The sequence below is a fragment of the Actinotalea subterranea genome, from assembly GCF_008364845.1.
GTDB lineage: Bacteria > Actinomycetota > Actinomycetes > Actinomycetales > Cellulomonadaceae > Actinotalea > Actinotalea subterranea.
Window position 1 is genome coordinate 87879 of the sequence record NZ_VTTP01000005.1, and the last position, 20743, is coordinate 108621.

Sequence of the window (20743 nt, forward strand, 5' to 3'; positions counted from 1 at the left end):
GCCGCTCGCGCGCGGGTCATCGTCGGCGGACGGCGATGACCCGCTGGAGCACGACGAACACGAGCAGCAGGACCCCGATCACGATCTTGGTCCACCACGAGCTCAGCGTGCCCTCGAACGTGATGATCGTCTGGATGAGGCCGAGCACGAGCACGCCGAGCAGCGAGCCGAGCACGAACCCGCTGCCGCCCGTGAGGAGCGTGCCGCCGATGACGACGGCGGCGATCGCGTCGAGCTCCATGCCGACGCCGGTCAGCGAGTACCCGGACCGGGAGAACACCGAGAACAGGAACCCGCCGATGCCCGCGCACGTGCCGCTGATCACGTAGACGAGCACCTTGGTCCGGGCGACCGGGAGCCCCATGAGCGTCGCCGACTGGTCGCCCCCGCCGATCGCGTAGACCGTGCGGCCGAACTGCGTGTGGTGCAGCAGGTAGAAGGCGATCGCGACGACGCTCAGCGCGATGATGCCGCTGGGCGTGATGGTCCAGGTCTCGCCGACGGGGATCCGGTACGCGGACAGCCAGACGATCGTCGGGTCCGTGATCGGGATCGAGGACAGGCTGATGACGTAGGAGAGCCCGCGCGCGAGGAACATCGCGGCGAGGGTCGCGATGAACGGTTGGATCTCGAACACGTGCACCATGACGCCGACGACGAGCCCGATGAGCGAGCCGACGAGGACCATCGCGGGGATGACGACGGCGGCGGGCCAGCCGGACTGGAAGAGCGACGCGGCGAGGATGCCGGACAGCGCGACGACGGCCCCGACGGACAGGTCGATGCCGCCCGTGATGATGACGAACGTGAGGCCGACGGCGAGCACGATGAGGAACGAGTTGTTGATGAAGAGGTTCGACAGGACGCGGCCCGAGAGGAAGTTGCCGTAGCGCGCCTGGCCGACGGCGAGCATGAGCACGAGCACCGCGAGCGCGCCCAGGACGGGCAGGTAGCGCCGGTCGAGCCGCAGGCCGCGGCCCAGGCGGGCGACGACGCCCGGCGTACCCCCGGCCGTCCGGCTGCTGATCTGGTCGGTCGACATCAGACGGTCACCTCCGCACTGCTCGGCTCGGCCGGTTGGACGCCGTGCACCCCGCGCGGGTCGCCCGGTTCCCCGCGCCGCCGGGCGGCGAGACGGTTGCGCACGATCGGGGACTGCATGACGACGACGGCGATGACGACGATCGCCTTGAACAGCGGGGTCACGGCGGGTGGGATGCCGAGGATCGTCACGGTCAGGTCGAGCGTCTCGAGCACGATCGCGCCGACCATCGTGCCCGCGAGGGAGAACTTCCCGCCCGCGAGGGAGGTCCCGCCGATGACGACGGCGAGGATCGCGTCGAGCTCGATGAGCATGCCCGCGTTGTTCGCGTCGGCGGCCATCACACCCGAGCTGATCATGAGCCCGGCGATGCCCGCGAACAGGGCCGACATCGCGTAGACCGTCCAGATGATGCTGCGCGAGCGCACGCCCGCGAGGCGGCTCGCCTCGGGGTTGATGCCGACGGACTCGATGAGCATCCCGAGCGCGGTGCGGCGCGTCAGGAGCGCGACGACGAGGAAGATCGTCCCGGCGACGATGACCGAGACGGGCAGGGCCGCCCAGTAGCCCGAGCCGATGACCTTGTACGGGGGGCTCGTGATCGTCGTGATCATGCCGCCCGTGATGAGCATCGCGATGCCGCGCCCGGCGGTCATGAGCACGAGGGTCGCGATGATGGGTTGGATGCCGATGACGGAGACCAGGAACCCGTTCCAGGTGCCGAGCACCAGGGACAGGACGAGCGCGATGCCGATGCCGGTGATCACGGTGCCGACCGACGAGGGGTCGGGCGCGGAGCCGATGTAGGTGAGCGCGACGGCCCCCGCGATCGCGACGACGGCGCCCACCGACAGGTCGATGCCGCGCGTCGCGATGACGAGCGTCATGCCGACGGCGACGAGCAGCAGCGGCGAGCTGTTGCGCAGGATGTCGATGAGCGCGCCGTAGAGGTGCCCGTCGCGGACGCGGATCCGCAGGAACGTGGGCGTGTTGATCGTGTTGACGACGATGAGCAGCGCGAGCGCCGCGACGGGCCAGAAGAGCCGGTGCCGGACGATGCCCATCACGACGCCCTCCCGCTCGCGATGAGCCCGACGACGTCGTCGAGCCCCACGTCGTCGCCGTTGACGAGGTCCGCGACCTTGGCGCGGTCGCGCATGACGGCGATGCGGTGGCTCAGCCGGAGGACCTCCTCGAGCTCGGCGGAGATGAACACGACCGCCATGCCGTCCTTCGCGAGCTCGGCGATGAGCCGCTGGATCTCGGCCTTGGCGCCGACGTCGATGCCGCGCGTCGGCTCGTCGAGGATGAGCACCTTGGGTGCTGTGGCGAGCCAGCGCGCGAGGAGCACCTTCTGCTGGTTGCCGCCCGAGAGGTTCCGCACGAGGGCCTCGGGGTCGGCGGGGCGGATGCCCAGGAGCTCGATGTACCGCTCGACGACCTCGTCGGCGCGCCTGCGCGGGATGCGCCTGGCCCAGCCGCGCTCCGCCTGGAGGCCGAGCATGATGTTCTCGCGCACCGTGAGGTCCCCGACCAGGCCCTCGGCCTTGCGGTGCTCGGAGGAGAACGCGATGCCGTGGTCCATCGCGGTCCGCGGGTTGCGCAGCCGTGTCGGCGTGCCGGCCACGACCGTCTGGCCGGCGTCGGGCCGGTCGGCCCCGTAGAGCAGGCGCGCGATCTCGGTGCGCCCCGACCCGAGCAGCCCGGCGAGGCCGACGACCTCGCCCGCGTACAGGTCCAGGTCGATCGGCTGGACGGACCCGCGTCGCCCGAGACCGACGGCCTGGAGCGCGGGTGTGGCTCCCTCGTCGTGCACCGCGGAGCGTTTGGGCGCCTCCTCGAGCTGCTCGAGGACGGCCAGGGACTTGCCGATCATCTTCGAGACGAGCTCGAGCCGCGGGAGGTCCCGGGTCAGGTACTCGCCCACGAGGACGCCGTTGCGCAGGATCGTCATGCGGTCGGAGATCTCGTAGATCTGGTCGATGAAGTGGGACACGAAGAGGATCGCGACGCCGTCGTCACGCAGGCCGCGGATGACCCTGAAGAGCCGTGCGACCTCGTCGGCGTCGAGGCTCGAGGTGGGCTCGTCGAGGATGAGGACGCGCGCGTCGACGACCATGGCTCGGCAGATCGCGACGAGCTGCTGGACGGCGAGCGAGTGCGCGGACAGCGACGACGCGGGGTCGATGTCGAGCCCGAGGCGGTCGAGGTAGGTCGCGGCCCGGTGGCGCAGCGTGCGCCAGTCGATGCCGCCGAACCTGCGGGGCTCGTGACCCAGCATGATGTTCTCGCCGACCGAGAGGTTCTCGCAGAGGTTGACCTCCTGGTAGACGGTGCTGATGCCCGCCTGCTGGGCCCGTGCGGGCCCAGCGAACACGCGTTCCTCCCCACCCACGAGGATGGTCCCCGAGTCGATGCCGTAGACGCCTGTGAGCGCCTTGATGAGGGTGGACTTGCCGGCGCCGTTCTCGCCGATCAGGGCGTGCACCTCGCCGGGCAGGAGCCGGAAGTCGACGCCTTGGAGCGCCTTGACGCCGGGGAACTCGATCGAGATGCCTGTCATCTGCACGACGGGCTGCGGGCTTGTCATCGGGACCTCCGTACGACGCGGGCACGGCCCCGGGGGCGACCTGGTGGTGGCAGGCGCGCTCCCGGGGCCGGAGCCCTCGGGCTCTACCGGTGGGACGTGGGGTCAGTACTGCCGGTCCGGCAGGGCCTCGATCGCGGCCTCCTGGTCGAACGCCAGGTCCTTGACGACGATGCGCTTCTCGACCTCGTCGCCCGCCATGACCTTGTTGATGATGTCGACGAGGTCCGGGCCGAGCAGGGGGTTGCACTCGACGATGTAGTTGATCTTGCCGTCGGCGAGCGCCTGCATGCCGTCCTTGACCGCGTCGATCGTCACGATCTTGATGTCCTCGCCGGGCACGAGACCGGCGGCCTCGATGGCCTCGATGGCGCCGAGCCCCATGTCGTCGTTGTGGGCGAAGACGAGGTCGATGTCGTCGTGGGCCTGGAGGAAGCCCTCCATGACGGTCTTGCCCTCGGAGCGCGTGAAGTTGCCCGTCTGGGACGCGATGATCTCGACGTTCGGGTTGTCGGCCGTGGCGGACTCGAAGCCCTCTTTGCGGTCGATCGCGGGGGCCGAGCCCGTGGTGCCCTGGAGCTCGACGACCTTGATGGGCTCGGTCGCGAGGTTCTCCGAGACCCACTCGCCGGCCATCTCGCCCTCGAGGACGAAGTCGGAGCCGATGAAGGTCTCGTAGAGCGTGTCGTCCTGCGAGTCGACGGCACGGTCCGTCAGGACGACGGGGATACCCGCGGCCTTGGCCTCCTCGAGGACGGCGTCCCAGCCGGACTCGACGACGGGTGAGAACGCGATGACGTCGACGCCCTGCGCGATGTAGGAGCGGATCGCCTGGATCTGGTTCTCCTGCTTCTGCTGCGCGTCGGAGAACTTGAGGTCGAACCCGTTCTCCTTGGTCAGGTTGTCCTGGATGGACTTGGTGTTGGCGGCGCGCCAGCCGCTCTCGGCGCCGACCTGGGAGAACCCGACGACGACGAGGTCGCCCTCCATGGCGTCGCCACCCTCGGCGACGTCCTCGGTGGCGGGCTCCTCGGGCTCGGTGGTCCCACCGCACGCGGCCAGGGTGAGCACTGCCATGGCCGCGGCCGCAACCGCAAGCTTGCGTCTCATGTGTTCGTCCTCTTCCTCGCACGTCCCCACGGCGGGAAGGACCGGGCGACCGGGGTCGACGACGTCCGACGGGGTGCTCCGCACGACCGGCTCGTCGCAGCACGACGGGGCCTGACGCGTCACGCCGTCCGGGTGGGCGACCGACGCGGGTGTGGGGGCCGTCAGCGCATCGTCGCTCCCCTGCCGTCGCAGTCCCGCAGCATTGCGGGGGCAGATCGCCATCGATCCGCTGAGGCAAGTGTTAGCGCTCACAAGCCGGGCATCAAGAGCAAACCATCACATCTTGGTAACGCTCTGGTCACGGCACGCGACTGGGCCCGGCCTGCCGAGGCAGACCGGGCCCAGTCGGTACGTCGTCGGTCCGGGGTCCGGACCGCGTGGATCAGCCGGCGGTGACCGCGCGACGCTTGTTGTAGATGTCGAACGCGACGGCGAGCAGGAGCACGAGGCCCTTGACGACCTGCTGGATCGACTGGTCCAGGCCGAGGATCTGCATGCCGTTGCTCATGACGGCCATGATCAGACCACCGACCATGGCGCCGGTGACCTTGCCGACGCCACCGGTGGTCGACGCGCCACCGATGAAGCACGCGGCGATCGCGTCGAGCTCGAACATGTTGCCCGCGCTCGGCTGGGCGCCGTTGGACCGCGAGGAGAAGACCACGCCGGCGACGCCCGCGAGGATTCCCATGTTGGTCATGACCCAGAAGTTCACGCGCCGGACCTTCACACCCGAGAGCTGCGCGGCGGACAGGTTGCCACCGATCGCGTACACGTGGCGGCCGAACACCGTGCGGCTCGTGATGAGGCTGTAGGCCATGATCAGGAACGCGAGGATGATGAGCACGTTCGGCAGGCCGCGGCTGTTGGCGAGCTGCCAGGCGAACCACATCACGACCGCAGCGACCGCGACGATCTTCAGCGCGAAGAGCGGCAGCGCCTCGACGGCCTGCTGGTACGCGACGCGGGCCGAGCGGCTGCGCCACTGGCTGACCGCGAAGCCGACCACGGCCAGGGCGAAGATGAGCAGGGTGAACACGTCGTACCCGGGCCCGCCGAGGAGCCCGTTCTGGAAGCCGGCCGCGATGTCCGAGTACGGCGCACCGAACGGGGACAGCGAGATGTTGCCGAGCACGAGGTACGTGCCACCGCGGAAGAGGAGCATGCCGGCCAGCGTCACGATGAACGCCGGGATGCCGACGTACGCGACCCAGAAGCCCTGCCACGCCCCGGCGAGGAAGCCGACGACGAGCGCGACGAGCACACCCATCCACCACGGCAGGCCGCCCTTGATGACGAGGGTCGCCGAGATGGCACCCGTGAACGCCACGATCGAGCCGACCGAGAGGTCGATGTGCCCGGCGATGATGACGATCACCATGCCGATGGCCAGGATCAGGATGTACGAGTACTGCAGCACGAGGTTCGAGATGTTGTTCGGGCTGAGGCTCAGACCGTCGGTGAGGATGGCGAACAGCCCCACGATCAGCACGAACGCGATGTAGATACCGCTCTGCCGCATGTTCCGGGTCAGCAGCTCCCGGATGTTTGCGATGCCAGTCATTGCACCTGTTCCTTTTCCTGGGTCATGAGCTCCATGAGCCGTTCCTGGCTGGCCTGGGCCACGGGGACCTCGCCGGTGATCCGGCCGAAGGCGAGTGTGTAGATGCGGTCGCAGATGCCGAGGAGCTCGGGCAGCTCGGAGGAGATGACCACGACGGCCTTCCCCGCGGCGACCAGCCGGTTGATGATCGTGTAGATCTCGTACTTCGCGCCGACGTCGATGCCGCGGGTGGGCTCGTCCAGGATGAGGACGTCGGCGTCGGTGTAGATCCACTTCGCCAGCACGACCTTCTGCTGGTTCCCGCCCGAGAGCTTGCCGGTCAGGGCCATGACCGTCGGGGCCTTGATGTTCAGCGAGGCCCGGTACTCCTCGGCGACCTTGAGCTCCTCGTTCTGGTTGACCCAGCCGCGCGAAGACAGAGCGTCGAGGTTGGCCGCGGAGATGTTGCGGCGGATGTCCTCGATGAGGTTCAGGCCGTACTTCTTGCGGTCCTCGGTCGCGTACGCCAGGCCGTGGGCGATGGCCTCGGAGACCGTGCGGGTCTTGATCTCCTTGCCGTCCTTGAAGACCCGGCCGGTGATGTTGCGCCCGTAGGAGTGGCCGAACAGGCTCATCGCGAGCTCGGTGCGCCCGGCGCCCATCAGGCCCGCGATCCCCACGACCTCGCCGCGCCGCACGTTGAAGCTCGCGCGGTCGACCACGGTGCGGTCCATCTGGGTCGGGTGGTGGACCGTCCAGTCCTCCACGCGCAGCACCTCGGTGCCGACCTGGGGGGTCCGCTCGGGGTAGCGGTGCTCGAGGTCGCGCCCGACCATGCCCTTGATGATCCGGTCCTGCGTCGAGGTGGGCAGCGACATGTCGATGGTCTCGATCGTGCGCCCGTCACGGATGATCGTGGTGCGGTCGGCGATCTCAGCGATCTCGTTGAGCTTGTGCGAGATCATGATCGAGGTGATGCCCTGGCCCTTGAGGTGGCGCAGCAGGTCCAGCAGGTGCTCGGAGTCCGAGTCGTTGAGCGCCGCGGTCGGCTCGTCCAGGATCAGCAGCTTGACCTGCTTGGACAGTGCCTTCGCGATCTCGATCAGCTGCTGCTTGCCGACGCCGAGCGTCCCGACCGGGGTCGTCGGGTTCTCGTTCAGACCGACGCGGGCCAGCAGCTTGGCGGCCTCCGCGTTGGTCGCGTTCCAGTCGATCAGGCCACCGCGGCCACGCTGCTCGTTGCCCAAGAAGATGTTCTCGGCCACCGACAGGTAGGGCACCAGCGCGAGCTCCTGGTGGATGATCACGACGCCCACGTGCTCGGAGTCGTTGATCGACCCGAACTGCGCGTGCTTGCCCTCGTAGACGATGTCGCCCTCGTACGTGCCATGCGGGTAGACACCGGACAGCACCTTCATCAGCGTCGACTTGCCCGCGCCGTTCTCACCGCAGATCGCGTGGATCTCCCCACGGGCGACCTCCAGCGTCACGTCCTGCAGCGCCTTCACGCCGGGGAAAGTCTTGGTGATGGAGCGCATCTCCAAGATGTTGTTGCTCATGCGGCCTCTACCTCACTCTTGTCGTGGCCACGGATGGTCGTGCCGGTGCCGGCCCGGCGGGTCGCCCCGCCGGACCGGCTCCTGCGTCAGGTCAGATCACTCGGAGACGCCGCTGGCGACCTCTTCGGCCGTCCAGTAGCCCGAGTCGACCAGGAGGGAGTTGATGTTGTCGGCGTAGACGATGTCCGACTCCAGCAGGTAGGACGGGACGACCTTGACACCGTTGTCGTACGTCTCGGTGTCGTTGGCCTCCGGCTCGTCGCCCGCGAGGTACGCCTTGGCGGCCACGACGGACTGCTCGGCGAGCTTGCGGGTGTCCTTGAAGATCGTCGAGTACTGCACGCCGTCGGCGATGAGCTTGACCGACGCGATCTCGGCGTCCTGGCCGGTGATGATCGGCATGGCCTTGTCGCCCGAGCCGTAGCCGGCGTTCTGCAGCGCGGTGATGATGCCGCGGGAGATGCCGTCGTACGGGGCGAGGACACCCTGGACCACGCTGCCGTCGTTGTACGCGGACGTCAGGAGGTCTTCCATGCGCTTCTGCGCGGTCTCCTGCTGCCAGCGCAGGATGGCTGCCTGCTCGATGTCCGTCTGACCGGACTTGACGACGATCGTGCCCTCGTCCATGAACGGCTGGAGCGTGTCGATCGCGCCCTGCCAGAAGAAGTGGGCGTTGTTGTCGTCGAGCGAGCCGGCGAAGAGCTCGACGTTGAACGGACCGGTGGCGGTGCCCTCGGAGCCGTCAGCGTTGAGCAGGCCGAGGCCCACGAGCAGCGAGGTGGCCTGCTGGACGCCGACCTCGTAGTTGTCGAACGTCACGTAGAAGTCGACGTTGTCGCTGTCACGGATCAGGCGGTCGTAGGAGATGACCGGGATGCCCGCGTCGGCGGCAGCCTGGAGCTGGCCGGAGAGCGCGGTGCCGTCGATGGCGGCGATGATCAGGAGCTCGGCGCCCTTGGTGATCATCTGGTCGATCTGCTGCGACTGGGTCGGGATGTCGTCGCCCGCGAACTGCAGGTCGACCTCGTACCCGGCCTCCTCGAGACCGGACTTGACGGCCTCGCCGTCCGCGATCCAGCGCTCGGAGGTCTGCGTGGGCATCGCCACACCGATGAGACCGCCTTCGGTCTCCTCGGTGCCGCCGCCTGCCGCGCCGTCGTCCTCGGTCTCGCCCGCGCCGCCACCGCTGCACGCAGCGAGCGACAGAGCGAGGGTCATGCCCACCGCGACTGCGGCGAACTTCCTGGTGCTCATTTCTCCTCCTCGAGAACTTGCATCTTCCTGATGTTGGGCGACCTGGGACTTCCAGGGCCGGCCCGGGCGACCTGACCGTGATTGCTCGGACCGGTCAGGAAGTCTGTGCGCTACTCCACCTGCACGACCTCGGCCCCCGCGGCCCGCAGGTGCCGCAGCTCGTCCGCCGGGGCGCTGGGCCCCGTGACGATGCGGTGGACCTGGTCGAGGCGCGCGATGCGGCCGAGGTGGACCTGGCCGATCTTCGAGCCGTCGGCGACGACCACGGAGTGCTCCGCGGCGGTGAGGATCCGCTGCTTGACCTCGGCCTCGGGCAGGTTGACGTTCGTCACCCCGTGCTCGACGTCGATGCCGTTGCAGCCGATGAACGCGAGGTCCGCGTGGACCCGCTCCAGCAGGAGCGTGGCCATCGGGTTCACGAGCGAGTGCTGGAGCGGGCGCAGCGTCCCGCCGGTCACGACGACGGAGAGCCGGCCGATGGCCCGCTCGAGGTCGAGCGCGATGTTGAGGCCGTTGGTGATGACGACGACCTGCTCGAGGTCGGTGCGCGCGGCGAGCGCACGGGCGATCGCCGTCGTCGTCGTGCCGACGTCGATGATCACGCTCATCCCGGACGAGACCATCGCCGCGGCGTGCTCGCCGATGCGCTGCTTCTCGCGGGCGAACTCGACGGCGGCCTGCTCGAACGTGGGCTCCGTCCGGTTGCCGCCGACGGGGGCGATGACGCCGCCGCGGACGCGACGGACCGCGTGCGAGAGCTCGAGGGCCGCGAGGTCCGTGCGGACCGTGACGTCGGAGATGCTGAAGGCGTCGGCAAGGTCGGCGACGCGCACGAACTGTCGTTCGGCGATCAGCTGGAGCATGCGTTCGCGACGGAGCGTCACGGGCAGCTGCTCGACCTCTTCCTTGAGCACGCACCTACTGTCCGGGGCGAGCCAGGGTTGAGTCAACTTCTTGAAGCCAACTTTTGATTGCGAAACAGTAACGACGCGTCACGGGCCGCGCGAGTGGGCCCTTGGTCCCGGCTTCGAGCCGCTGACCTGCGCCTCTACCGTCCGGGCACGCCAAAGACCTCCGGATGCGGAGGTCTTTGGTTAGGCCAGATGGGGGATATCGAAAGCGCGCGAAAGGTGCACTCGGCTCAGCCGGGCGGGGCGGGCGTTGGCCCTGCCGACCCGGGGGGCCAGGCCGGCAGGGCCACGCCGAGGCTTCAGAAGCCTTGCGCGAGGCGGTAGTACGCGTGGTTCCAGCGGATCTCCTGCGCGAACCCGCGGGCCGTCGTGCCGTCGTCGATCGACAGGAGCTCGGTCCGGGCGATGTCGGAGAAGTCCTCGAACGCCTCCATGCCGACCTGGGTCGTCAGGACCGTGTGGTGCGCCGCGCCGGCCATGAGCCACGCCTCCGCGGAGGTCGCGAAGTCCGGCTTCGGCTTCCACACGGCGCGCGCCACGGGCAGGTTGGGCAGCGCGGCGTCGGGCGCCACGATGTCGACGGCGTTGGCGGTGAGGCGGAAGCGGTCGCGCATGTCCGACAGCGCGACGACGACGCCCGGGCCCGGGTCGGTGTCGAAGACCAGGCGGACCGGGTCCTCCTTGCCGCCGATGCCGAGGGGGTGGATCTCGAGCGAGGGCTTCGACGTCGTGAGCGACGGGCAGATCTCGAGCATGTGGGCGCCGAGGATCTTCTCGTCGCCCGGCACCAGGTTGTAGGTGTAGTCCTCCATGAGCGAGGCGCCACCGGGCAGCCCCTCACCCATGACCTTCGCGGCGCGGACGAGCAGGGCGGTCTTCCAGTCGCCCTCGGCACCGAACCCGAAGCCCTTCGCCATGAGGCGCTGGACGGCGAGCCCCGGGAGCTGGCGAAGGTCGCCGAGGTCCTCGAACGTCGTCGTGAACGCGGTCGCACCGATCTCGCCGAGGAGCGAGAGGAGCGCGACCTCCTGGCGTGCGCCGTAGCGCAGGGAGTCGTGGCGCTCGCCACCCGCCCGCAGCTCGGGGGCCACGTCGTAGAGGTCCTCGTACTCCGCCACGACGGCGTCGACGGCGGACTCGTCCACGGCCGCGACGGCGGCGACGAGGTCGTTGACGCCCCACGTGTTGACCGAGACGCCGAAGCGCAGCTCGGCCTCGGTCTTGTCGCCCTCGGTCACGGCCACGTTGCGCATGTTGTCGCCGAAGCGCGCGAGCTTGAGCTCGTGCGTCGCGGCCCAGCCGGCCGCCGCGCGCGCCCACGTGCCGACGCGCGCCTGCACGGTCGGGTTCGACACGTGGCCGACGACCGTCTTGCGCGCGACGCCGAGCCGCGACTGGATGTAGCCGAACTCGCGGTCGCCGTGCGCGGCCTGGTTGAGGTTCATGAAGTCGAAGTCGATCGTCGACCACGGCAGCTCGACGTTCGCCTGCGTGTGCAGGTGCAGCAGCGGCGTGCGCAGGGCGTCGAGGCCCGCGATCCACATCTTCGCCGGGGAGAACGTGTGCATCCACGCGATGACACCGATGCACCGGTCGGCGGCGTTCGCCTCGAGCGCCATGCGGCGGATCGCGTCGGAGTCCTTGAGCACCGGCTTCCACACGATGCGGACGGGCACTGCCTCGGCTGCCTCGAGCTCCCGGGCGATGGCCTGGGACTGCTCGGCGACCTGGCGCAGGGTCTCCTCGCCGTAGAGGTCCTGGCTCCCGGTGAGGAACCAGACCTCGCGGTCGGCGTAGGGCTTGGTCATGAGGACTCCTTCGTCACGTGCGGGGTTGCGTAGCTGGTCCTACGGCCGTCGGGGGTCACCGGCCGTAGACGTTCTGGTAGCGGTCGTACAGGCGGTCGACGTCGGACTGCGCGATCGGCAGCGGCTCGCCGAGCTGGCGCGAGATGTGCACCGTGCGGGCGACCTCCTCGACCATGACGGCGGCCTTGACGGCGGACTTCGCGTCCTTGCCGATGGTGAACGGGCCGTGGTTGCGCATGAGCACCGCGGGCGACCGCGAGTCGCGGAGCGTCTCGACGATCCCCCGGCCGATGGAGTCGTCGCCGATGAGCGCGAACGGACCGATCGGGACGGGCCCGCCGAACTCGTCGGCCATCATCGTCAGGACGCACGGGACGGGCTCGGCGCGCGCGGCCCACGCGGTCGCGTAGGTCGAGTGCGTGTGCACGACGCCGTAGACCTCGGGCATGTGGCGGTACACGTAGGCGTGCGCGGCCGTGTCCGACGACGGCGAGCGGTCGCCGTCGACGAGGTTCCCGTCGAGGTCGCAGACGACCATCGCCTCCGGGCTGAGCTGGTCGTACGTGACGCCGCTCGGCTTGATGACGAGCAGGTCCGCGGAGCGCAGGCGCTGCGAGACGTTGCCGGCGGTCCACACGACCAGGCCCCAGCGGGGCAGCTCGGCGTGCAGGTCGGAGACGAGCGCGCGGACGTGCTCGACCTCCTCGCGCACCTCGCTCGAGTAGGCCTCAAGGCCGTGGGCAGTCATGTCGCTCCCTAGATCGCTTCCGTGGCGGCCCGCTCGACCGCAAGCCCTGCGCTGTACCGCTCGAGGAAGGCCGCGTACCCCGCGACGTCGTCGGCGAGCGGTCGCACGACGTCGACCTCCGAGCCTGCGAAGACCCGGGTGCTGAGGAAGTCGCCGAGGCTCTGCTCGGACGCCGCGTGCAGGTAGGCGGCGAGCACCGCGATGCCCCACGGGCCGCCCTCGCTCGCGGTGCGGGCGACGGCGACCGGTGCGTCGACGGCCGCGGCGAGCAGCCGCTGGGCCACGCCGGCCGTCCGGAACATGCCGCCGTGCGCGGCCAGGACGTCGAGCTCCACGCCCTCGGCCGCCAGCACGCGCATGCCGAGGCTCAGCGTCGCGAACGCGCCGTAGACCTGCGTGCGCATGAAGTTCGCGAGCGTGAGCCGGCTGTCCGGCGTGCGGACGAAGAGCGGTCGGCCCTCGGCGAGGCCCGTGATCGGCTCGCCCGAGAGGTAGTTGTAGGCGATCAGGCCGCCGCCGTCGGCGTCGCCCTCGAGGGCCTCGCGCAGCAGCGCGCCGAAGACGGCGTCGGGCGCTTCCGGGTGGCCCAGCGCCGTCGCGAACCGGCCGAAGACCTCGGCCCACGCGCCCAGCTCGCTCGCACCGTTGTTGCAGTGCACCATCGCGACGAGGTCGCCGGCGGGTGTGGTCACGAGGTCGAGCTCCTCGTGGACGCCCTCGAGCGGCCGCTCCAGGACGACCATCGCGAAGATCGACGTGCCGACGCTCACGTTCCCGGTGCGGGGCGCGACCGCGTTCGTCGCGACCATGCCCGTCCCGGCGTCGCCCTCGGGCGGGCACATGGGCGCACCCGGGCGCAGCGTCCCGGTGGGGTCAAGCAGCGCGGCGCCCTCGGCGGTGAGCCGGCCGGCCTCCTGGCCCGCGACGAGGACCCGGGGCAGCAGGTCCGCCACGCGCAGGCCCGGGCGGCGCGCCGCGACCAGCTCGTCGAGCTGCGCGAGCATCCGGGCGTCGTAGTCCTTGGTCACGGTGTCGACCGGGAAGACGCCGGAGGCGTCGCCGACGCCGAGCACCCGGCGCCCGGTCAGGCGCCAGTGCACGTAGCCCGCGAGGGTCGTGATCGTGGCGACCTCGGGGACGTGCGGCTCGTCGTCGAGGACGGCCTGGTACAGGTGCGCGACGGACCAGCGCAGGGGGATGTTGTGGCCGAGGAGCGCGCTCAGCTCGGCCGCCGCGGGGCCCGTGCTCGTGTTGCGCCACGTGCGGAACGGCACGAGGAGCTCGTCGCGGGCGTCGAACGCGAGGTAGCCGTGCATCATCGCGGAGACCCCGAGCGCGCCGACCTCGGTCAGGCGGACGCCGTAGCGGCGCTCGACGTCCGCGTGCAGCGCGGCGACGCAGGCCTGCAGGCCGGACCAGACGGCGTCGAGCGAGTAGGTCCACACGCGGTCGACGAACTGGTTCTCCCACTCGTGGCTGCCGTCCGCGAGGGGCGTGCCGTCCGAGTCGACGAGGCAGGCCTTGATCCGGGTCGATCCCAGCTCGATGCCGAGGGAGGTGCGCCCCGCGGTGATCTGCGTGCGTGCGCGCGCGGCGCCGTCGTCGTTGGTCATCGTTGCTCCCGTTGCCTCGCAGCGGTCTGCCGCGTGAAGATGTTAGCGCTCACAATGCCGGGACTGTCAAGCCTGCGCCTCGGGCGCGGTCACGATGTCGAGGCCCTCCTCGAAGATCGCGAAGAGCCGCTCGGCGACGTCCTGGAGCGGCTCGGCGTACCCCGTGCCGTGCCAGTGGTGGAACATCCCCAGGAGGCCACCGGTGAGGGCGTGCGCGAACACCTGGACCTCGAGGTCGACGGCCGGCCGGCCGAGGCGCGCCGCGAGCGCGGACCCGACCACCTCGGCGAACGCGTACGTGCGCGCCGAGGCCGCCTGCTCGAGCTCGGGCGTGCTCATCATCAGGGCCACGCGGCGCCGGACCTGCCGCTCGCCGTCGGCGGAGAGCGCCCCGAGCGTCCCGACGACCACGCGACGCACGCCGTCGAGCGGCACGCGCTCGGCCAGCGCCGGCAGGAGCACGCGGTCGAGGTCGTGGTCGTACTCGTCCCAGAGGACGATCTCCTCCTTGGTCCCGAAGTAGCGGTAGACGCTGCTCGGCGACACGTCCGACGCGTCGGCGACCTCCTCGACGGTCACGGCGTCGAAGCCGCGCTCCTCGAACATGTCCAGCGCGACCGCCTGGATCCGCAGCATCGCGGCGAGCCGCTTGCGCACCCGGAGGCTGCCGCCACCACCGCTCTCGTCATCCGCCATCCGGCCATGCTAGCGGCGCGGTGACGGAGACTCTCGATTGACATCGACTGTCTGTTGACAGTGACTTTCACGCGGCCTACCGTCAACTGACAGCCGCTGTCAGATCGATCGAGGAGATCGCCATGGCTCACGTCATCCACGCCGAGGGGCTCACCAAGTCGTTCGGGAGCACCCGCGCCCTGGACGGCCTCGACCTCACCGTCGAGCCCGGCCAGGTGCACGGCTTCCTCGGTCCGAACGGCGCCGGCAAGTCCACGACCATCCGCGTGCTGCTCGGCCTCCTGCGCAAGGACGGCGGCCGGGTCGACGTGCTCGGCGGCCACCCGTGGCGCGACGCCGTCGCCCTGCACCGCCGCCTGGCGTACGTCCCGGGCGACGTCCACCTGTGGCCGAACCTCTCGGGTGGTGAGGCGATCGACGTCCTGGGCCGCCTCCGTGGCGGCCTCGACACCGCGCGCCGCGACGAGCTCGTCGAGCGCTTCCAGCTCGACCCGACCAAGCGGTGCTCGGCGTACTCGAAGGGGAACCGGCAGAAGGTGGCCCTCGTCGCGGGGCTGGCCGCCGACGTCGAGCTCTACCTCCTGGACGAGCCGACCAGCGGGCTCGACCCCCTCATGGAGACGGTGTTCCAGGAGGTCGTGCGCGAGCTGCGCGCCGCGGGCGGCACCGTGCTCCTGTCGAGCCACATCCTGGCCGAGGCGGAGGCGCTCTGCGACGCCGTGTCAATCATCCGCGACGGTCGCGTCGTCGAGACCGGCACGCTCGCCCAGCTCCGCCACCTCACACGGACCAGGCTCGAGGTCACCACCCGGGAGCCCCTCGACGACCTCGGCTCCGTCGCCGGGATCCACGGGCTCAAGATCTCCGACGGCGGCCGGACCGCGCGCATCGAGGTCGAGGCCGAGGGCCTCGGCGCCGTCGTGCACCTCCTCGGGACGCGGGACGTGATCAGTCTCACGAGCACGCCGCCGTCCCTCGAGGAGCTGTTCCTGCGCCACTACGGCGAGGAGCTCGGCACGCTCGCCGTCGCCGCGTCGGGGAACGGGAGCTCCCGATGAGCACGCTCACGGGGACCTGGCACCTCGTCCGGCTCGCGCTGCGCCGGGACCGGGTCGTGCTGCCGGTGTGGGTCGCGGCCGTCGCCGGGCTCGCCTGGGGCGTCGTCGCCAGCTACCAGGGGACGCTCCTGACCGAGGCCGACCGTGTCGCGACCGCGACGTTCAGCGCGGGCAGCCCCCTGGCCCGGGTCTTCGACGGGCCCGCGTCGGGGACGTCGCTGGGGGCGATGGCCCTCGTCGAGGGCTGGAAGATCCTCGCGATCCTCACCGCGCTCATGGCCGCGCAGACCGTCGTCCGGCACACCCGGCAGGACGAGGAGACCGGCCGCGCCGAGCTGCTCGGGTCCGCCGCCGTCGGCCGGCACGCCCGGCTCGTCGCCGCACTCGTCGTGGCGCTCGGCGCGAGCCTGGCGGTCGGGGCCGTCAGCGCCGTGGCGATCGCGGCACCGAGCGGCCTCGGGTGGGCGGGCGCGTGGGCCGTCGGCATGGCCGCCGCAGGCATGGGCGGGGTGTTCGCGGCGGCCGCCGCCGTCGCCGCACAGGTGTTCAGCACCGCGCGCGCCGCGAACGCCGCCGCCGCCGCGTGCCTGGGCGGCGCGTTCCTGCTGCGTGCGATCGGTGACGTCACGGGCGAGGTGACCGACGGGGGCGTCGTCGTGCGGAGCGCCTGGCCCTCCTGGCTCTCGCCCTACGGCTGGGGGCAGCAGGTGCGGCCGTACGCCGAGGACAACTGGTGGATCGCGTGGCTGTTCGTCGCCCTGACCGTGGCCCTGGTGGTCATCGCGTTCGTGCTCGCCGACCGCCGCGACATCGGGCCCGGGATGGTCCCCGCGCCCGCGGGGCCGGCGCGCGCCGCCGCGTCGCTGGGCTCACCGTTCGGGCTCGCCTGGCGGCTCCAGCGCGGGGTGCTGCTCGTGTGGCTCGCCGGGCTCGCCGTGTTCGGCGCGGTCTTCGGCTCGCTCGGGGACAGCGTCGAGACGTACCTCGCCGACAACGAGCCGATGCGCGCGATGCTCCAGTCGCTCGCGCCCGGCGGTGACCCCGTCGACGTGTACTACGTGCTCACGATGGCGATCATCGGCGTCGCAGCGGGCGGGTACGTCGTCCAGGGGCTCCTGCGGATGCGCGCCGAGGAGGTGGCCGGCCGGGTCGAGCCGGTGCTGGCGGCCGCGGTCGACCGTCGTCGGTGGCTCGCGAGCCACGTGGCGATCGTCGCGGGCGGCACCGCGCTGGTGCTGCTCACGGCCGGTCTGGCCGCAGGGCTCTCCTACGGTGCCGCGAGCGGCCGGTGGGCCGAGGGGGTCGGGGACCTTCTCGCCGCCGCGGCGGTGCAGGTCCCGGCCGCGCTCGCGCTCGGCGGGTTCGTGGTCGCGGTGTTCGGGGTGCTCCCCAGGTGGGCGGGCCCGATCACGTGGTTCGCCCTCGCCGCGGCGCTCGTCATGGGCCAGCTGGGCAAGCTGTTCGAGCTGCCGCAGTGGCTGCTCGACGTCTCGCCCTTCACGCACGTGCCACTGGTCCCCGCGGAGCCGTTCGACGCGACGCCCGTGCTGTGGCTCTCGGCGGTCGCGATCGCTCTCGCCGCGGTGGGCTTCGCCGCGTTCAGGCACCGGGACCTCGCGATCGGCGCGTGACGCGCGAACTCGCCGCAGGGCCGGCGGGCGGCGTCGAGCGGGCTGGTCAGCAGCGTCCGGGTCGGCGCGTGGTCAGCGTCCGGCGGGCTCGTCGGCACCGTCGGGCGGGCGCGTCGGCAGCGTCCGGGCGGAGTCTGGTCAGCGTCCCGGCGGTCCGCTGCTCGCGCGGACGACGAGCCGCGGCTCGATGAGCTCGGGCGCCGGGTGCTCGCCCTCGATCGCCGCGAGCAGGATGTCCATGCAGCGCCGGCCCAGCGCGGTGAAGTCTTGCCGCACGGTCGTCAGCGGCGGGTAGAAGTGGGCGGAGCCGTCGACGTCGTCGAACCCCACCACGGACACGTCGTCGGGCACCCGCACGCCGTGCTCCGCGAACGCCCGCAGGAGGCCGAGCGCGAGCTGGTCGTTGGCGGCGAACACCGCGGACGGGAGCCCGTCGCGCACCAGGTCGAGGCCGACCTCGTACCCGCGCCCCGCGCTCCAGTCACCCTCGATGGGCTCGGGTGCGGTCAGCCCGGCCTCCTCCAGGGCGTCACGCCAGCCGCGCACGCGCGCGCGGGCGTCGAGCCAGTCGACGGGCCCCGCGAGGTGCACGACGTCGCGGTGCCCCAGGTCGAGCAGGTGCCGGGTCGCGAGCCGCGCGCCCTCGTACTGGTCGACGGCGACGGTGTGCAGGCGGCCCCCGGGCAGCTCCTTCGGGCCGACCATGACCACGGGCACGGGCGCCGCGAAGACCTGCACCGCCTCGATCGCCTCGTCGTGCGCAGCGATGACGACGACGCCCTCGACGCCCTGGGACATGAAGTGCTCGAGCACCTCGTGCATGCCCGCCGCCTCCCAGCGGGGCACGGTCGCGACGCTCACGAAGAGCCCGGCGTCACGTGCGGCGACCTCGACAGCGATGAGCGTGCTGGTGGGCCCGAAGAGGGCGGAGCCGGAGGTGACCACGCCGATGGTCGCGGTCCGTCGCGTGACGAGCGCCCGCGCCGCGGTGTTGCGCCGGTACCCGAGCTGGGTGATCGCGTCGAGGACACGCTGCCGCGTCTCGGGGCGCACGCTCGGGTGGCCGTTGAGCACCCGCGAGACGGTCTGGTGCGAGACCCCGGCGACGGCGGCCACGTCGCTCATCGCCGGCGGGCGCGGCGTGTTCACCCGTCCAGCTCCGCGGCGAGCGCACGCGCCCTGTCGCGTGCGGCCTCCGCGGCGGCGAGGACCGCGGCACGGACGCCGTGCGCGTCGAGCTCGCGCAGGCCGGCGACCGTGGTGCCGCCGGGCGAGGAGACGCGCTCGCGCAGGATCACCGGGTGCTCGCCGGTCTCCTCGAGCAACGCGGCCGAGCCCCGGAACGTCGCGAGCGCGAGCCGGGAGGCCTGCTCGCGCGTCAGGCCGAGCAGCACGCCCGCCTCCGCGAGGGCGTCGACGAGGTAGAACACGTAGGCGGGGCCGGAGCCCGAGATCGCCGTGACGGCGTCCAGGTCCTTCTCGGCGACCTCGAGCACGAGGCCCGTCCCGGCCAGGAGCCTGCCGACGGCCTCCATGTGGGCCGGGGTCGCGGAGGTCCCCGCGCTCATGGCACCGGCACCCTGCCCGACGACGGCCGGCGTGTTGGGCATGACGCGCACCACGGGCGTGCCCGCGGGCAGGCGCTTCTCGTAGAAGGCGATCGGAAGACCGGCGGCGACGCTCACGACGACCGTGCCGGGCCGCAGCGCGGGTCCGACCTCCTCGAGCACGCCCGCGACGTCCTTGGGCTTGAGGGCCACGACCACGAGGTCGGCCCGGGACGCGACCTTGGCGTTGCCGTCGGCGGCGCGCACGCCGTAGCGCTCGGCGAGCTCGGTGGCACGCCTGGCCGACGGCTCGCTCACCGCGAGGTCCTCGACGTCGACGCCTGCACGCAGGGCCGCCGCGAGGATCGCCTCGCCCATGACACCGCCGCCCAGCAGGGCGACACGGCCGAGCGGACGGGCTGCCTGGTCCATCGCTGTGCTCCTCGCTGGTGGTGCTGGGGTGGGCCGGCTGACCTGCCCCCGTCAGGGGCCAGGCGTCCCGGCCGGCCTGCCCCCCGTCAGGGGCCAGGTGTCCCGGCCGGCCTGCCCCCGTCAGGGGCCGGGCGTCCCGGCCGGGTGTGCCGGCACGTCAGAGGGTGTAGCCCGCGTGCACGTCGCGCAGGGCCTCGGCGGGTCCGTCGACCTGCACGAGGACCGACCCGTTGGTCCACACGACGGTGCCGGTCCCGTCGGCGCGCGGCACGAACGTGTAGCGCCCGACCTCGGTCCCGTCGACCGTGACGGCGCCCTCCTCGAGGGTGAGCGCGTCGTCGGCTGCCGCGTCGTCGGCCGCTGCGTCGTCGGCCGCCGCGTCGTCGGTGGCTGCGTCGTCGGTGGCTGCGTCGTCACCTGCGGCTGCGTCGTCGGCGGGGGCTCCCGCGGCGGCGGTGAGCTGCGTCACGGCGCGCTGGTAGGCGCCGGTCGCGGCCTCTGCGGTGGCCCACTGACCCGCGAGGGTCGTGAGGGTCGTCGTGCCGCCGTCGGAGTACACGAGGCGGTAGCTCTCGAGCGCGCCGGCGGCGAGCAGGTCGGGGGACGCCGCGGCCTCGGTGAGCGCGTACGAGAGCACGGTGGACGGGAGCGCGTCGAAGAACGCCGTGCCGGCGGCACGTTCGACGGGCGCGATCGTCGGGGTGGGGGCCGGGAGCGTGACCGTCTCGGCCTCCGGCGTCTCGCCGCCACCACGGTTGTTCATGAGCAGGACGCCGGCGACGACGGCACCGACCACGAGCACACCGGCCCCGGCGAGCAGCCAGACGGGGGGCCGGCGACGACCGGTGGGGCCGTCGTCGTCCGGTCCGACCGCTCCGGCGTGACCCGCGCGCTCGGGCGGGACCGAGGCGGGCATGGCGCCGCGCCGGGCGTCGCTGCGCGAGACGGGCGTGCCCGGGGGCGTCGCCGAGGACTGGGCGTGGGCGCCTGCGCCGGTACCGCCCATCTGGTCGAAGGGCCACGAGCCCCGACCGTCGTCCCCGGAGCCGTTCCCGAGGGTGCCGCCGATCCTGCCGGTGCTGTCGCTCATTCGCCTCTCCCTGCCGGTGCTCTGCGCGGCCAGCCTATGGCCTGCACCCGCGGGCGCCCCGCACCCGGCCCCGCTCGCCTGTCGAGCGTCGTCGCCCGGGCCGGGTCGTCGCCG

At 71.6% G+C, this 20743-nt stretch carries 17 protein-coding genes; 2 read left to right on the forward strand and 15 right to left on the reverse strand.

The genetic code is table 11. The annotated features are described in order from the left end of the window. Nucleotides 1–16 precede the first annotated feature (16 nt). The 12 genes from yjfF to FZ988_RS10675 form a co-directional block, all read right to left on the reverse strand. The gene (gene yjfF / locus FZ988_RS10620; protein ID WP_149204006.1) at nt 17–1042 is read right to left on the reverse strand and encodes a galactofuranose ABC transporter, permease protein YjfF; all 1026 of its coding nucleotides are present in this window, start codon (nt 1040–1042) and stop codon (nt 17–19) included. After that, nucleotides 1042–2106 (reverse strand): ABC transporter permease, encoded by a 1065-nt coding sequence (locus FZ988_RS10625; RefSeq protein WP_149204151.1) that lies wholly within the window; start codon nt 2104–2106, stop codon nt 1042–1044. The genes yjfF and FZ988_RS10625 overlap by 1 nt, the downstream gene beginning before the upstream one ends. Then, nucleotides 2106–3632: a sugar ABC transporter ATP-binding protein gene (locus FZ988_RS10630; RefSeq protein WP_149204007.1), complete on the reverse strand. Its 1527-nt coding sequence runs from the start codon at nt 3630–3632 to the stop codon at nt 2106–2108. Before FZ988_RS10630 ends, FZ988_RS10625 begins: the two co-directional genes overlap by 1 nt. Before the next feature lie 102 nt (nt 3633–3734). After that, nucleotides 3735–4739 carry an ABC transporter substrate-binding protein gene (locus FZ988_RS10635; protein ID WP_149204008.1) on the reverse strand — a complete coding sequence of 335 codons (1005 nt, stop codon included), beginning with the start codon at nt 4737–4739 and terminating at the stop codon, nt 3735–3737. Nucleotides 4740–5121: 382 nt separating this feature from the next. Continuing rightward, nucleotides 5122–6303: a multiple monosaccharide ABC transporter permease gene (mmsB, locus tag FZ988_RS10640; RefSeq protein WP_149204009.1), complete on the reverse strand. Its 1182-nt coding sequence runs from the start codon at nt 6301–6303 to the stop codon at nt 5122–5124. Further along, entirely contained in the window at nt 6300–7841 is a 1542-nt protein-coding gene (mmsA, locus tag FZ988_RS10645; RefSeq protein WP_149204010.1) for a multiple monosaccharide ABC transporter ATP-binding protein, read from the reverse strand. The genes mmsB and mmsA overlap by 4 nt, the downstream gene beginning before the upstream one ends. A 96-nt stretch (nt 7842–7937) precedes the next feature. Next, the gene (gene chvE, locus FZ988_RS10650; protein ID WP_149204011.1) at nt 7938–9095 is read right to left on the reverse strand and encodes a multiple monosaccharide ABC transporter substrate-binding protein; all 1158 of its coding nucleotides are present in this window, start codon (nt 9093–9095) and stop codon (nt 7938–7940) included. A 110-nt stretch (nt 9096–9205) separates the two neighbouring features. Further along, nucleotides 9206–10009: a DeoR/GlpR family DNA-binding transcription regulator gene (locus tag FZ988_RS10655; RefSeq protein ID WP_246169434.1), complete on the reverse strand. Its 804-nt coding sequence runs from the start codon at nt 10007–10009 to the stop codon at nt 9206–9208. 296 nt (nt 10010–10305) lie between these two features. Then, the gene (gene araA, locus FZ988_RS10660; protein ID WP_149204012.1) at nt 10306–11814 is read right to left on the reverse strand and encodes an L-arabinose isomerase; all 1509 of its coding nucleotides are present in this window, start codon (nt 11812–11814) and stop codon (nt 10306–10308) included. Between the two features lie 55 nt (nt 11815–11869). Beyond that, complete coding sequence (locus FZ988_RS10665; protein ID WP_149204013.1) at nt 11870–12562, reverse strand: L-ribulose-5-phosphate 4-epimerase; 693 nt, start codon at nt 12560–12562, stop codon at nt 11870–11872. A gap of 8 nt (nt 12563–12570) precedes the next feature. Beyond that, a complete protein-coding gene (locus FZ988_RS10670) occupies nt 12571–14175 on the reverse strand; it encodes a xylulokinase (protein WP_149204014.1) in 1605 nt (534 codons plus the stop codon). A 66-nt stretch (nt 14176–14241) separates the two neighbouring features. Beyond that, nucleotides 14242–14871, reverse strand: a complete 630-nt coding sequence (locus FZ988_RS10675; RefSeq protein ID WP_149204015.1) for an acyl-CoA-like ligand-binding transcription factor — start codon at nt 14869–14871, stop codon at nt 14242–14244. A 122-nt stretch (nt 14872–14993) separates the two neighbouring features. Between FZ988_RS10675 and FZ988_RS10680 the strand changes: the two genes are divergently transcribed. Both FZ988_RS10680 and FZ988_RS10685 read left to right on the forward strand, forming a co-directional pair. Continuing rightward, nucleotides 14994–15929, forward strand: coding sequence for an ABC transporter ATP-binding protein (locus FZ988_RS10680; RefSeq protein WP_149204016.1), 936 nt, complete (start codon nt 14994–14996; stop codon nt 15927–15929). Beyond that, on the forward strand, nt 15926–17560 hold the full coding sequence (locus tag FZ988_RS10685; protein WP_149204017.1) for an ABC transporter permease: 1635 nt from the start codon (nt 15926–15928) through the stop codon (nt 17558–17560). Before FZ988_RS10680 ends, FZ988_RS10685 begins: the two co-directional genes overlap by 4 nt. 138 nt (nt 17561–17698) lie before the next feature. On the opposite strand, the gene FZ988_RS10690 is transcribed toward FZ988_RS10685, so the two are convergent. The 3 genes from FZ988_RS10690 to FZ988_RS18540 all read right to left on the reverse strand — a co-directional run bounded on the left by FZ988_RS10690 (nt 17699) and on the right by FZ988_RS18540 (nt 20629). After that, on the reverse strand, nt 17699–18709 hold the full coding sequence (locus FZ988_RS10690; RefSeq protein ID WP_342781224.1) for a LacI family DNA-binding transcriptional regulator: 1011 nt from the start codon (nt 18707–18709) through the stop codon (nt 17699–17701). Next, a complete protein-coding gene (gene proC / locus FZ988_RS10695; RefSeq protein ID WP_149204018.1) occupies nt 18706–19539 on the reverse strand; it encodes a pyrroline-5-carboxylate reductase in 834 nt (277 codons plus the stop codon). Before proC ends, FZ988_RS10690 begins: the two co-directional genes overlap by 4 nt. A 157-nt stretch (nt 19540–19696) precedes the next feature. Beyond that, nucleotides 19697–20629, reverse strand: a complete 933-nt coding sequence (locus FZ988_RS18540) for a hypothetical protein (protein ID WP_188079069.1) — start codon at nt 20627–20629, stop codon at nt 19697–19699. Nucleotides 20630–20743 lie beyond the last annotated feature (114 nt).

Bases quoted from the DNA above. Each gene is read 5' to 3' on its own strand.
- FZ988_RS10625 (WP_149204151.1), bottom strand. From the start codon at position 2,106: ATGGGCATCGTCCGGCACCGGCTCTTCTGGCCCGTCGCGGCGCTCGCG.
- mmsB (WP_149204009.1), bottom strand. From the start codon at position 6,303: ATGACTGGCATCGCAAACATCCGGGAGCTGCTGACCCGGAACATGCGG.
- FZ988_RS10635 (WP_149204008.1), bottom strand. From the start codon at position 4,739: ATGAGACGCAAGCTTGCGGTTGCGGCCGCGGCCATGGCAGTGCTCACC.
- FZ988_RS10665 (WP_149204013.1), bottom strand. From the start codon at position 12,562: ATGACTGCCCACGGCCTTGAGGCCTACTCGAGCGAGGTGCGCGAGGAG.
- chvE (WP_149204011.1), bottom strand. From the start codon at position 9,095: ATGAGCACCAGGAAGTTCGCCGCAGTCGCGGTGGGCATGACCCTCGCT.
- yjfF (WP_149204006.1), bottom strand. From the start codon at position 1,042: ATGTCGACCGACCAGATCAGCAGCCGGACGGCCGGGGGTACGCCGGGC.
- FZ988_RS10670 (WP_149204014.1), bottom strand. From the start codon at position 14,175: ATGACCAACGACGACGGCGCCGCGCGCGCACGCACGCAGATCACCGCG.
- FZ988_RS10680 (WP_149204016.1), top strand. From the start codon at position 14,994: ATGGCTCACGTCATCCACGCCGAGGGGCTCACCAAGTCGTTCGGGAGC.
- mmsA (WP_149204010.1), bottom strand. From the start codon at position 7,841: ATGAGCAACAACATCTTGGAGATGCGCTCCATCACCAAGACTTTCCCC.
- FZ988_RS10630 (WP_149204007.1), bottom strand. From the start codon at position 3,632: ATGACAAGCCCGCAGCCCGTCGTGCAGATGACAGGCATCTCGATCGAG.
- FZ988_RS10685 (WP_149204017.1), top strand. From the start codon at position 15,926: ATGAGCACGCTCACGGGGACCTGGCACCTCGTCCGGCTCGCGCTGCGC.
- araA (WP_149204012.1), bottom strand. From the start codon at position 11,814: ATGACCAAGCCCTACGCCGACCGCGAGGTCTGGTTCCTCACCGGGAGC.
- FZ988_RS10675 (WP_149204015.1), bottom strand. From the start codon at position 14,871: ATGGCGGATGACGAGAGCGGTGGTGGCGGCAGCCTCCGGGTGCGCAAG.
- proC (WP_149204018.1), bottom strand. From the start codon at position 19,539: ATGGACCAGGCAGCCCGTCCGCTCGGCCGTGTCGCCCTGCTGGGCGGC.
- FZ988_RS18540 (WP_188079069.1), bottom strand. From the start codon at position 20,629: ATGAGCGACAGCACCGGCAGGATCGGCGGCACCCTCGGGAACGGCTCC.